Here is a 12,846-nt window from a genome sequence, read left to right as displayed (position 1 = left end):
GTGATTTTCATTTCTCTGATCCATATCCTAACTATCTCTGGGATTAAATTACCAACTCAAAATGTCCTATAACCCACAAAGCTTTATAATTCTCACCCCCAAAAAAGCAGTAACAACAAAAAGAGTTCATTGGTCATACGACGCAATGAACTCTTTTTTCATGCCCTAATCAGGCTGTTTTATTGTCTGATACGACATTTTGTTTAATTAGTAATACTGCTTACCCCTACCCCAGTGGCTAGGCGATTTCTTTCCTCAATTGGTAAATCAAGAGCAACATCATGAACCACACCGGTGTTACAAAGAGTGCAACTCTCGTGGCCGGATTAAAGGCCAACGTAACAATAACGAAGGCAAAGAACGCCAATACCAAGTAGTTCAAGAATGGGAATAACGGCATTTTAAAAACACTCTTCGCTGCCAAATCAGGGCGTTTGCGAATAAACTTCATGTGACAAATGGTAATAATCCCCCAAATATAGAGGAAACAGAAGGTTGCTACGCTCGATATAATAACGAATACCCCTTCCGCCACCACGTATTGCAACGCCACAACGAGGCAAATTACGAGTACCGATAAGAACAAAGCGTTAGCCGGCACCTGTTTGCTCGTCAAAATTTCAAGAATCCCCGGTGCATAATTGCGTTTGGCCAACGAATAGAGCAAGCGACTCGTACTGAACACACCACTGTTGCAAGCCGATGCGGCCGATGTGAGTACTACAAAGTTAACCATGGAGGCGGCCCCTACGATGCCGACGGCCAGGAAAACCTCAACAAACGGACTGCGGTCGGGATTTACGGAATCCCACGGGAAAATACTCATAATAACACCGAGAGCACCAACATAGAATAAAATGATGCGCACCGGAATGCTATTAATAGATTTCGGAATAACCTTTTCCGGATTTTCCGTTTCACCCGCCGTTAAACCAACCAATTCGATGCCGGCAAAGGCAAACACAACCATTTGGAACGATTGAATAAAGCCGTCCATTCCTTTTGGAAACCAACCGCCGTGACTCCATAAATTACTGAAGCTGGCCACCCCTACCGAAGTCGGTTGCCCGGTCAAAATAAAATATAACCCTAACACAATGAGCGCTATAATAGCTATTACTTTGATAAAGGCAAACCAGAATTCCATTTCACCAAATAATTTTACCGTTAAAAGGTTCATGAGCAGTAAAATTATAAGGGTAACTAGGCTTGGTATCCATGCCTCAATGGACGGAAACCAATACTTAACGTAAATCCCTACGGCCGTAATATCGGCCATGGCTACGGAGATCCAACAGAACCAATACGTCCAGCCTGTGACAAAGGCTGTTTTTTCACCCATATAGTCCTGCACAAATTCAATAAATGTGTGATACTCCGTGTTTGATAAGAGTAACTCTCCAAGGGCTCGCATCATCAAAAAACAAATGATACCGGTAATGATGTAGGCAAATAAAATTGCCGGCCCCGTCAAGGCTATGGAATGACCGGATCCTAAAAATAGGCCCGTCCCGATAGCGCCTCCGATGGCAATTAACTGCACATGGCGGTTCTTAAGCCCCCTATTGAGGGTTTGCTCTTTCTCCAAGTGACTCACTCCTCTACCTATAAATTTTATATTTTCATATTATATTAATAAAAAACTTTCATTTCTATAGAGAATTGTGAAAAATACAATATACATGAAAAAACAAAACGACTTGGAGTAACTTCAAGTCAAGAAAAAAAAGAGCTTACTCAAACCTTTTACAAGGTTTGAGTAAGCTCTTTGACTATTAAATTTAATCACTTAAGACGCTTTATACTAGCATCATGGTTAGTACCGCTACAATTCAATTATAGAGTTTTCGTAATCTTATTTACGTTCTTTTACTTCTTCTAAGATGTCAGCCAAGAAGTCTTCCCATTTAACGGAACCTTTTTCACCTTCTACACGGCTACGAACAGCTACAGTGCCTTCTTGTTCTTCTTTGTCCCCTACTACAAGCATGTAAGGTACTTTTTCCATCTGAGCCTGGCGAATCTTGTAACCGATTTTTTCGTTACGATCGTCAAGTTCTACACGAACATAAGCTTTCTTGAAGGCTTTACGCAACTTTTCAGCGTATTCAACGTGTTTTTCACTGATTGGTAAAATCTTAACCTGTACCGGAGCCAACCAAGTTGGGAATGCACCGGCATAGTGTTCGATAAGGATACCGATGAAACGTTCCATGGAGCCGAAGCAAGCGCGGTGAATCATGATTGGCTGATGTTTCTGGCCGTCTTCACCGACATATTCCATATGGAAACGTTCAGGCAAGTTCATATCTAATTGGATAGTACCGCACTGCCAAGTACGACCGATGGAGTCGCGAATATGGAAGTCTAATTTAGGACCGTAGAACGCACCATCACCTTCGTTAATCTGGTAAGGGATTTGTTTTTCTTCGATAGCTTCACGAAGTGCATTAGTTGCAGATTCCCAAATAGCATCATCACCCATAGCGTTGTCAGGTTTAGTACTCAATTCTACGCGATAAGTTAAACCGAACTGGCTGTAAATGCGGTCAAACAATTCAATAACTTTAATCAATTCAGATTTAATCTGAGATGGCAACATGAATACATGGGCATCATCTTGAGTAAAGCTGCGAACGCGGAACAAACCGTGTAACGCACCGGATAATTCATGACGGTGAACGAGACCAAGTTCAGCCATACGCATTGGGAAATCACGGTAAGAATGCAAGTCATTCTGATAAACCAAGATACTGCCAGGGCAGTTCATCGGTTTGATTGCATAATCTTCATCATCGATTACAGTAGTGTACATGTTTTCACGATAATGGAACCAGTGACCGGATTGTTCCCAAAGTTGACGGTTCAAGATAATTGGGGTACGAATTTCTTCGTAGTCGAAATCATGGTGAACTTCACGCCAGAAGTTTTCCAATTCGTTGCGAAGGGCCATACCTTTTGGTAAGAAGAATGGGAAGCCCGGACCCTGTTCTTTGAGTACGAATAAGCCCAATTCTTTACCCAATTTACGATGATCGCGACGAGCTGCTTCTTCAAGAAGATGTAAGTATTCGTCGAGTTCTTCTTTCTTTTCAAAAGCAGTACCGTAAATACGTTGAAGCATTTTATTCTTTTCATCGCCGCGCCAGTAAGCACCTGCCAAGCTCTGCAATTTAAAAGCTTTTACTTTGCCGGTAGAAGCTACGTGAGGGCCGGCACAAAGGTCAACGAATTCACCTTGACGATAAGTGGAGATTTCAGCATCAGCCGGTAAATCTTCAATCAATTCCACTTTATAGTTTTCATTTTTTTCTTTAAAGAATTTAAGTGCTTCATCGCGGGAAAGAACTTCTTTTTCAATTGGGAAGTTAGCTTTTACGATTTTATGCATTTCTGCTTCGATTTTAGCCAAATCTTCAGGAACCAACACATGTTCCATGTCGATATCGTAGTAGAAACCGTTTTCAATAGCCGGTCCGATGGCTAATTGAGCATCCGGCCAAAGGCGTTTGATCGCCTGAGCCATAATATGAGAAGCGCTGTGACGCAAAGTATCTTTGCCGCCCTGTTCGTTAAAAGTTAAGAAGCTTACTTTGGAGCCGTCTTTTACTTCTTCACGTAAATCAGTTAATTCACCGTCTACGTCGGCTGCCAAAACTTTTTTAGCCAAGCTGTTGGATAATTGTTTAACAGCTTCGCCTAAAGTAGTGCCCGCTGCATAAGCGCGTTCACTGTTGTCAGGTAAAATGATTTTTACTTCACTCATGGTTATTCCTCCTAAGAAATCAGCTATACCGGCGGGACACGCTACAGCTGCACGCATAATAAAAAAGAGACCTCTATCCCGACAAGGGACGAAGGTCTCGTGGTTCCACCCTAGTTAGTCATCCACTGGGATAACTCACTTTATTGTCGATAACGCTTACTCGCGGATTAGCTTACTTAGTTCAGCCAATCGGTTTGAAGGGGGTAATAGATGATCTTGTGTAAGACGGTCACAGCCTAGCCATCTCTCTCTGGAACACAGTGGATTAAATATCATATCCTTCGCTCTACCTGTTTCATTTGATGTATTCACTTTACACCATATTAGGTTTAATGTCAATACTAATTGTGCACAATTTATAATAATTTTTAAAAATTTAATTTTACACCATTAAATTTTAGTGATTTCGAATACGTCTAAAAAAGCCTATATGGCCCCCGGCCATATAGGCTTACATAGATTTCGTTTTACGATTCTAACGCGCGTCTAAACTTCTTAAACAGCATCAACTAACGTCAGTTCAATAGGTAAACTGCTCAAAATTTCACGTACCAAAGGTGCCGTATCAGGCGTACTGCGTACCATACACAGGCCTTTTTCGCGATTGACCGTCGTCATGACGCCCAAATACTCATAGCCTTCCAAAATGCGATTTACATAATTGGTGTGGTTCGGTGAAATTTTAAAATATACATAGGAATCTTCCATCAACAAGCCTCCTCGTCGCCTTACAGCTTAGAGCAACCGTCTTTTACGCAACTGCACACTGTATGACTTATGCTTTTACCTTACAGCGACGACGCATCATGGCATATTCTTCAAGCGGCGTATCGATGTAAAGACGAACTTTCATCTGCGGATGTGGCGCTACGGTGATTTCATTGCCGTCTTCATCGGTCATCTTCGTAATCACATGATGTACGAGTTCGCCGTGTGGCTGACAAAATTCCACTTCGTCGCCCACTTTGAAGTTGTTACGCTGTTCTAAGTATGCATAACCTTCTTCCGCATTGTACCCTTCTACAAGGCCGATGAAGTCGTGAGTCTGCGTATTGCTGGACTGACCGTAGTTCTGAGCCGTTTCATCCGGTTTTTCCACGGAGAAGCCTTCCGTATACGGACGGTGGGAGATTTTTTCCAATTCTTCAATCCATTCCGGTTTCACTTCATAGTGCTCAGGATCCACCAAGTAGCTGTCCACCGCTTCACGATACACTTTCGTTACGGTCGCCGCATAGTGAACGCTCTTCATGCGGCCTTCGATTTTAAGACTGTCAACGCCCGCTTCCACCAAATCAGGGATGTATTTCAACAAGCAAAGGTCTTTGGAGTTAAAAATATAGGTACCGTGCTGATCTTCTTCAATCGGATAATACTCGCCGGGACGGTTTTCTTCCACCAAGGAGTATTTCCAACGGCAAGCCTGCGTACACTGACCGCGGTTAGCGTCACGAGTAGTGAAATAGTTACTCAAAAGGCAACGACCGGAGTACGAAATACACATAGCCCCGTGAACGAAGGCTTCGATTTCAATGTCAGCGGCTTCCTTCATCGTTTTGATGTCTGCAATACTTACTTCGCGAGCCACCACAACACGACTGGCGCCTTGCTCTTTCCAGAACTCAGTGGTCAAATAGTTGGTTGTGTTCGCCTGCGTACTTACATGGCGTTCCAAATTAGGAGCCACCCGTTTTGCCAATAAGAAAATCCCCAAATCGGCTACGATGATGGCATCCACGTGGATGGATTCCAAGAATTTCAAGTAGTCTTCAAGACCTACCAAGTCTTCATTGTGCGGAATAATGTTACAAGTTACATAGATTTTTTTACCATGACTGTGCACAAATTCCACCGCTTCTTTTAACTCTTCATTGCTGAAGTTGGAGCTGCTGGCGCGCAAACCAAAAGATTGGCCTGCACAATACACAGCATCCGCGCCATAACGAATGGCCATTTTTAATTTATCCATATTGCCGGCCGGCGACAATACTTCAATATGTCTGTTCATGTATTACTTATTACCTTTCCATATACTCACACTCATACCATCACCCAAAGGATAAATGGTAGTATTAAATTTCGATTTATCTTCAACCATGTCCAAATATTCACGTAATCGTTTAACAATCGTTTTATAACGGTGCGGTGCTTCCTTATCCCCGCGCACATAACCTCTGAATAGGACATTATCCGCTAAAACAACAGCCCCCGGAGCCAAATGAGGCTCTATGAGTTCCAACTGTTTACCGTATTGACCTTTCGGCCCATCCAAGAACACCAAGTCAAAAGTGCCCTCCAGCTTAGTCAGTACTTCGTTGGCATCGCCCAAATGCAAAGTGATGTTATCCTTGTACTCGGACTGACCGATATATTGCTTAGCCATATTATGTCGTTGTTCGTCCAATTCAATGGATACAATTTCCGCATCTTTAGCCGCATGTTTTGCCAAGAGGAGCGTCGAATAGCCGATGGCCGTGCCCACTTCAAGAACCCGCGCCGGCTCATACAAACCGATTAATTCTTCAAATAAATGGACCTCCGATTCGCGTAAAATCGGAACTTTATTGAGTATCGCATAAATGCGCTGCTCATTCAAAATTTCCTTTAATTGCATAGCTCACACCACTATTCCCCATAAATTGATTCTACCATTTTCATATGTTCTTCGTATGTTTTAGTAAAGTGGTGATGACCCTCTTTATCTGCTACAAAGAAAAGATAATCCGTACTTGGCGCATTAAGTACCGCTTCCATGGATTTCATGCCCGGATTGGCAATCGGTCCCGGCGGTAACCCAACGTGCATATACGTATTATACGGACTTGGTAACTTTGTATCTTCAATCGATATATGAGGCTTAGGGTAACCTAAAATATACTGAATGCTGGCACAGGATTGAAGGGGCATACCGATTTGCAAGCGTTTAAGGAATACGGCCGCAATAATCGGACGATCTTCATCAAAGAGAGCTTCTTTTTCTACCAAAGAGGCCAATGTTATGAATTCAAAAATCGTCATATGCTTAGCTTCAATTTGGGCGCGAATTTCCGGCGTCAATTGCTTATTCATTTCACCGGCCATGCGTTTTAAAATCTCCTCCGGCGTGCTGCCTACAGGAATTTCATAGGTACTTGGGAACAAGAAGCCTTCTACACGGTAGTCGACTTTCGCCGGTCCGTACATATATTGATACGGTACATAGGTCTTAGCTTTTTCTAAAAAAGCTTCTTTCGGGCCCAAGCCGTCTTTTTCTAATTCATCGGCAATTTGCTGAATTGTATAGCCTTCCGGAATGGTGACTTTAATTTCTTGCAATTTACCCTTTTGCAATAAGGCAATTACTTCTCGCAAGCTGGCATTTTGCGGAATCTGATAGTAACCTTGTTGCAACTTATCCATAGAACCGGTGAGCCGTAATGCCAGACGGAATGTGGTCGGCGAACTGATAATGCCCTTTTCATAGAGCATATCACCGATTTCGGCGCCCGTTTGATCTTTATCAACAGTGAATACAACATCCTGCGGCGTACCGGCCACAGAATTCGGTTTTAAATACAATGTAATCATGGCGATGCAAAGAATCAGAACAACGCCGATGACGCCAATTCCAATCCACTTCACACGTCTATCCATAAATAAAAAACTCCTTATGAAACATGCTGTCAAAAATGATTATAAACATACGAAAGAGGGGCGTGGCCCCTCTTTCCCTTTTAACCTATACCCGATTATTCTTCAACAAAATCGTCTTCATAAATAGCAAGAACCGCCTCGAATTCTTCCTCGGTCGGATCTACATAGACGTCTTCACCATCTTCCGTATCGATACGGGAAATGATGGCTTCCGGTTCTTCGTGGCATTTGCAACCCGGTTCACAGTCTTCCGGTGGCAATGAAACTAATACGGCAAAACGTTTACCGTCATAGTTGATTACCATATCTTCTTCATAATGCGTTTCATGCCCTTCATCATCTGTAAATGTAACAACCGTCACTTCGCCTTCATAATCTAAATCTGCCATGGTATCCTCCTTATTTGATTAAATTACTACGACTGTCTAAATATCCTTGTAAAATAACAACCGCCGCCATTTTATCAATAACATCCTTGCGTTTCTTACGACTCACATCGGCCGCAATCAAGGAACGTTCAGCCATAACGGTAGAGAGTCGTTCATCCCAAAACTTAACAGGTACATCAATGACTTCCTGCATTTTAGCGACAAACTCTTCCGTTTTTAGCGCACGATCGCCCTTAGTACCGTTCATATTCTTGGGCATGCCCACCACGATTTCTTCTACTTCATACTCTGTAATCAGTTCCTGCAATCGCGAGAAATCCCGTTCTAAGGAAGTGCGCCGTATTGTTTCGATACCTTGAGCCGTCATGTACAAGGCGTCACTACACGCGACGCCGATAGTACGACTGCCCACATCCAACGACATAATTCGCATTATAGTTTCTTAGCCTTTACATACTCATTAACCAATTCTTCGATGAGCTCATCACGATCCAAGCGACGAATCATGCTGCGCGCATTGTTGTAGCTGGTAATGTAGGTAGGCTCGCCGGAGATAAGAAAACCTACTATTTGTTCCACCGGGTTATATCCCTTTTCCTGCAAAGCGTGATATACATCACGTAACACTTCACTGGCGGAAGGAACATCATTTACTTTCTGAAACATCATAGTTTCATCTGATACACTCATGCTAAAGCCTCCTTTATAGCAGTGCTGGGCTTAACCGATTAGTTAAGGCGCACTGACAGACTATTAATCTGGCATACTTCTATTTTACCATAGAAAGGATAGTTTCTTTACCTTTTTCTAAAGCATTTTGTAAGGCACTTGGATTTTTACCGCCCGCTTGTGCCATATCAGGGCGTCCGCCGCCGTTACCGCCGGCTGCCTGAGCAGTCGCTTTAACGATGTTACCGGCGTGGAATCCGGCTTTAACGGCATCTTTGGTAGCCATGCAGACAAAGTTAACTTTGTCGTCACCAGCCATACCCAATAAAACGATACCGGAACCGATTTTATCACGAACCATATCGGCGGTGCTGCGAAGTTCATCCATATCGGCTGCTTTAACATCCGCTACTACGGCTTTGAATTCACCGGCATCAAAAGCGGTGTTCAAGACCGCATCAAGACCGCCGGACATCAATTCTTTACGAGCTGCTGCCAATTCGTGTTCCAACTGTTTAGTTTCTTCCACGAGCTGCTGCGCACGCGCTACGATATCTTCCGGTTTCGTTTTAAGAAGCGTAGCCACTTCACGAAGTTCAGCCTGTTCTTTTTGAGCCAATGCTAAAGCGGCTTCACCGGTTACCGCTTCGATACGACGTACGCCGGAACCGATACCGCCTTCCGACAAGATGCGGAATGTGCCGATAACGGCCGTATTCACTACATGGGAACCGCCGCAGAGTTCAATACTGAAATCAGGTACCGTAACTACGCGTACGCGGTCGCCGTATTTTTCACCGAAGAGTGCCATAGCGCCTAATTTTTTAGCTTCGTCCATGGACATTTCTTGGATGTTCAAGCTTACTGCTTTTAAGATTTCACCGTTTACCAAATCGGTAATTTGTTTCAATTCATCCGCCGTTACCGGGGAGAAATGAGTAAAGTCAAAACGCAAGCGGTCCGGCATTACTAAGGAACCGGCCTGATTAACGTGATTGCCCAATACTTGTTTCAAAGCGGCATGCAATAAATGGGTAGCCGTGTGATTACGAGCCATGGCAAGACGACGAGTAGTATCCACTTCTAACTGAACCGTATCGCCAACCTGTAAATTACCTTCCACAATGGTACCTACATGGTAGGTTGTGCCTTCCGGTAATTTCTTGGTCGTATGAACTTCCATTTTACCCATAGGGCCTACGATGAAACCGGTATCACCTAACTGACCGCCCCCTTCAGCGTGGAACGGCGTAGTGCGTACGATGAGAGTGACTTCCATGCCGTCCGACGCACTGTCAAGGCGGGTAGCGCCTTCACCGAGCATAAGGATTTCAGAGGAAGTAGCAGATTCATCATCGGTCAATTTTTCATCGCGAAGGAAGGTAATGTCCGGTGTAGCCACTTTGGCATCTACGTCTTCACGAGCCGCACGGGCACGAGCACGCTGTTCTGCCATAGCACTTTCAAAACCGGCCATGTCGATGGTAAGGCCTGCTTCGCCGGCAATTTCTTCCGTAAGTTCCCAAGGGAATCCGTACGTGTCATATAATTTGAATACTTCAGCACCGGGAACTTCCGTAGCTTTAGATTCTTTTAATTCGTTAATCAAAGCACCGAGCATATCAAGGCCCTGTGCCAAAGTCTGGTTGAAACGGTCTTCTTCATTGGCTACAACGCGTTTGATGAAGTCTTGTTTTTCAATAAGACCCGGTACGCCGGAGCCTAAAATGTCGATAACCACGTCAACCAAATCGGTCAAGAAACGACCTTCGATACCGAGTAAACGACCGTGACGTACAGCACGACGCAAAATACGGCGTAATACATAACCGCGACCTTCATTGGATGGTAAAACGCCATCGCTGATGAGTACGGTAATAGCACGGGCATGGTCGCCGATAACTTTGAGGGATACGTCCGTATTGGCATCAGTGTGATAGGTTACCTTCGCCATTTCAGCCGCTTTTTCAATGATTGGGAAAATTAAATCCGTTTCAAAGTTACTTTCTTTATTCTGTAATACAGATGCCAAACGTTCGAGACCGGCACCGGTATCAATGTTTTTCTTTTCAAGCGGTACATATTCACCGTCAGCGGTACGGTTAAATTGAGTGAACACGAGGTTCCAAATTTCAAGATAACGATCGCAATCACAACCCGGTGCACAATCCGGTTCACCGCAACCGCGGGATTCGCCGAGGTCGTAGAAAATTTCGCTGTCCGGACCGCAAGGACCTTCCCCGATTTCCCAGAAGTTATCTTCCAAGCGAGTAATGTGGTCTTCCGGCATACCTACTTCTTTATGCCAAATATCGTAGGCTTCCTGGTCATCAGGATATACGGTTACATATAAGCGATTTTTGTCGAGTTTAATAACTTCCGTCAAAAATTCCCAGGCCCAATGAATGGCGTCTTTTTTAAAATAATCGCCGAACGAGAAGTTGCCGAGCATTTCAAAAAAAGTATGATGACGCGCCGTGCGGCCTACGTTTTCAATATCGCCGGTACGAATACATTTCTGGCATGTGGTGACACGCGTACGAGGCGGTACCAATTTACCCGTAAAGAACGGTTTTAACGGTGCCATGCCGGCGCCGATTAATAACAACGAAGGATCGTTTTCCGGAATTAAGGAAAAACTGTCTAAGATTAAATGTTGTTTGCTTTCAAAAAATTTTAAATAAGCCTGACGCAGCTCATTACCCTTCATGAGTTTCAGCCTCCTAAATAAATATGAATTCTCTTTATTATAAGCCTTATTGTCTATGTTTGTCTATTTTTTAGTTATGCCTATTTTCGGTCACGCGCCACCGTAATGGCAAAAGTTAAGGCATAGCCCAGAATTGCCACCAGCACGATGGTCCCGCCCGGTGCCAAATCATATTCAAAAGCCCCCAAAAGTCCAAGACTGACGCTGGCTAATGAATAAATTTCACTGATTATAAGCGTTTGGCCAAAACCGCGGCGCCATAAGTGGGCAGCCGCTACCGGTACAATCATGAGTGCCCCGATAAGCAAAATACCGACAATGGTCATCCCCATAACCACTACTAAGGCGGTCAAAATAGCGAAGAGCATATTGATGCGCCCAACGGCAATCCCCGCGGTCACGGCAATCTGTTCGTCAAAAGCGGTAAATAATAATTTCGAATACATAATATATACGGTCAGGGCCACAATGACGGCCACCCCGGCAATTGTCATAATATCCGTATCCGTTACAGTCAAAATACTGCCAAACAGAAAGTTCAAAAGGCCCGTACTCGGCATTTTAGTCATAGTCGCAAAAATTACGGCCAAGGCCAAACCGGTATAAAAGAATAAGGCCAAAATCATGTCGGTATATTGATTCTGACGGCGGCGCACCAACTCAATACCGATAGCCGTAAGCACTGTTAATATAGCGGCACCCAAAGGCGGATAAATTGATAATAACGAAGCCCCCGTAACGCCCGCAAAGGCTACGTGACCGAGCCCTTCACTTAAGAGCGATTGCCGTTTAATAACGATAAAAGTACCGATTAAAGGACACATTAGGGCTACAATTAAACCGGCCATAAAGGCTCGCTGCATAAATTCATAGGTAAATATATCCACGTTAACCTCCTATATGCCATGCGAGCGGCGTATTCTTATGGCTTTTCAAAAATCCTTGACTGTCACCGTTATAACAAACGTGACGGTCGATACAAATTACCTGGTCAGCTTCCTTACAGGCATCCTCAATATCATGGGTAACCATAATAATCGTCATACCCTTATCACATAAACTGCGTAAGAGCTGAAAAATATGAGCACTCACCTGAAAATCAATACCGCTGGTCGGTTCATCCAAAAGCAAGTATTTCGGATTTCGCGCCAAGGCCTGAGCAATCATGACGCGCTGCTGTTGGCCACCGCTCAAATCACCGATGCGGCGATGGGTAAATTCAGCCATCCCCACTTGCGCCAAGGCTTCATGAGCTTTGGCCTTCCGTTCCGCGCGGCCCATACCGCGAATGCGCAAACCCAACTCTACAATTTCACCGCAAGTAGCAGGAAATTGAGCCGCATTTTTGTTATAAATCTGCGGCACCAAATGAAGGAGACCTTTTTGTTGTGCCTCGCTAACCGAATAACCGTCAATCGTAATTTGACCGCTTGCCGGTTTTAAAAGCCCCGCAATGAGGCGTAAAAAGGTTGTCTTCCCCGCTCCGTTAGGACCTACGATAACCGTAAAATCCCCTTCCGGAATCGTCAGCGACACTTCACTGATTACGGTGTCCTGCTCATAATTAAACTGTACCTTAGCGACAGTAATTTCTCCCATCCGCAAAACCTCACTTTATAGGCTAAAAGAGGAGGCATGGGCCTCCTCTTCAAAATATCTTAATTTGACATAACGCAACA

Annotated in this window: 12 protein-coding genes; all 12 read right to left on the bottom strand. The window is 44.1% G+C overall.

The annotated features are described in order from the left end of the window. Window positions 1-238 precede the first annotated feature (238 nt). Window positions 239-1,588 (bottom strand): amino acid permease, encoded by a 1,350-nt coding sequence (locus EO124_RS04285; protein ID WP_127058479.1) that lies wholly within the window; start codon window positions 1,586-1,588, stop codon window positions 239-241. A gap of 267 nt (window positions 1,589-1,855) precedes the next feature. Then, window positions 1,856-3,766: a threonine--tRNA ligase gene (gene thrS, locus EO124_RS04280; RefSeq protein WP_127058478.1), complete on the bottom strand. Its 1,911-nt coding sequence runs from the start codon at window positions 3,764-3,766 to the stop codon at window positions 1,856-1,858. Window positions 3,767-4,261: 495 nt separating this feature from the next. Continuing rightward, on the bottom strand, window positions 4,262-4,474 hold the full coding sequence (locus tag EO124_RS04275) for a DUF4911 domain-containing protein (protein ID WP_127058477.1): 213 nt from the start codon (window positions 4,472-4,474) through the stop codon (window positions 4,262-4,264). 67 nt (window positions 4,475-4,541) lie between these two features. Further along, on the bottom strand, window positions 4,542-5,774 hold the full coding sequence (locus EO124_RS04270; protein WP_127058476.1) for a peptidase U32 family protein: 1,233 nt from the start codon (window positions 5,772-5,774) through the stop codon (window positions 4,542-4,544). Between the two features lie 3 nt (window positions 5,775-5,777). Next, the gene (locus tag EO124_RS04265) at window positions 5,778-6,380 is read right to left on the bottom strand and encodes an O-methyltransferase (RefSeq protein ID WP_127058475.1); all 603 of its coding nucleotides are present in this window, start codon (window positions 6,378-6,380) and stop codon (window positions 5,778-5,780) included. Between the two features lie 11 nt (window positions 6,381-6,391). Continuing rightward, window positions 6,392-7,399: an endolytic transglycosylase MltG gene (gene mltG, locus EO124_RS04260; RefSeq protein ID WP_127058474.1), complete on the bottom strand. Its 1,008-nt coding sequence runs from the start codon at window positions 7,397-7,399 to the stop codon at window positions 6,392-6,394. A gap of 95 nt (window positions 7,400-7,494) precedes the next feature. Continuing rightward, window positions 7,495-7,788: a DUF1292 domain-containing protein gene (locus EO124_RS04255; RefSeq protein ID WP_021840912.1), complete on the bottom strand. Its 294-nt coding sequence runs from the start codon at window positions 7,786-7,788 to the stop codon at window positions 7,495-7,497. A gap of 10 nt (window positions 7,789-7,798) precedes the next feature. Further along, the gene (gene ruvX / locus EO124_RS04250) at window positions 7,799-8,221 is read right to left on the bottom strand and encodes a Holliday junction resolvase RuvX (protein ID WP_127058473.1); all 423 of its coding nucleotides are present in this window, start codon (window positions 8,219-8,221) and stop codon (window positions 7,799-7,801) included. Then, on the bottom strand, window positions 8,221-8,478 hold the full coding sequence (locus EO124_RS04245) for an IreB family regulatory phosphoprotein (protein WP_021840910.1): 258 nt from the start codon (window positions 8,476-8,478) through the stop codon (window positions 8,221-8,223). Before EO124_RS04245 ends, ruvX begins: the two co-directional genes overlap by 1 nt. A gap of 79 nt (window positions 8,479-8,557) precedes the next feature. Further along, window positions 8,558-11,167 carry an alanine--tRNA ligase gene (gene alaS, locus EO124_RS04240; RefSeq protein WP_127058472.1) on the bottom strand — a complete coding sequence of 870 codons (2,610 nt, stop codon included), beginning with the start codon at window positions 11,165-11,167 and terminating at the stop codon, window positions 8,558-8,560. A gap of 80 nt (window positions 11,168-11,247) precedes the next feature. Then, window positions 11,248-12,054 carry a metal ABC transporter permease gene (locus EO124_RS04235; RefSeq protein ID WP_127058471.1) on the bottom strand — a complete coding sequence of 269 codons (807 nt, stop codon included), beginning with the start codon at window positions 12,052-12,054 and terminating at the stop codon, window positions 11,248-11,250. Between the two features lies 1 nt (window position 12,055). Further along, window positions 12,056-12,766, bottom strand: coding sequence for a metal ABC transporter ATP-binding protein (locus EO124_RS04230; RefSeq protein WP_021840907.1), 711 nt, complete (start codon window positions 12,764-12,766; stop codon window positions 12,056-12,058). Between the last annotated feature and the right edge of the window lie 80 nt (window positions 12,767-12,846).

This window comes from Veillonella ratti (assembly GCF_003992115.1).
GTDB classification, from domain to species: Bacteria; Bacillota; Negativicutes; order Veillonellales; family Veillonellaceae; genus Veillonella_A; species Veillonella_A ratti.
This window is presented reverse-complemented; position numbering and strand designations above follow the sequence as displayed.

Coding starts and splice junctions, on each gene's coding strand:
- thrS (WP_127058478.1), bottom strand. CDS start 3,766: ATGAGTGAAGTAAAAATCATTTTACCTGACAACAGTGAACGCGCTTAT.
- EO124_RS04275 (WP_127058477.1), bottom strand. CDS start 4,474: ATGGAAGATTCCTATGTATATTTTAAAATTTCACCGAACCACACCAAT.
- EO124_RS04270 (WP_127058476.1), bottom strand. CDS start 5,774: ATGAACAGACATATTGAAGTATTGTCGCCGGCCGGCAATATGGATAAA.
- EO124_RS04265 (WP_127058475.1), bottom strand. CDS start 6,380: ATGCAATTAAAGGAAATTTTGAATGAGCAGCGCATTTATGCGATACTC.
- mltG (WP_127058474.1), bottom strand. CDS start 7,399: ATGGATAGACGTGTGAAGTGGATTGGAATTGGCGTCATCGGCGTTGTT.
- EO124_RS04255 (WP_021840912.1), bottom strand. CDS start 7,788: ATGGCAGATTTAGATTATGAAGGCGAAGTGACGGTTGTTACATTTACA.
- ruvX (WP_127058473.1), bottom strand. CDS start 8,221: ATGCGAATTATGTCGTTGGATGTGGGCAGTCGTACTATCGGCGTCGCG.
- EO124_RS04245 (WP_021840910.1), bottom strand. CDS start 8,478: ATGAGTGTATCAGATGAAACTATGATGTTTCAGAAAGTAAATGATGTT.
- alaS (WP_127058472.1), bottom strand. CDS start 11,167: ATGAAGGGTAATGAGCTGCGTCAGGCTTATTTAAAATTTTTTGAAAGC.
- EO124_RS04230 (WP_021840907.1), bottom strand. CDS start 12,766: ATGGGAGAAATTACTGTCGCTAAGGTACAGTTTAATTATGAGCAGGAC.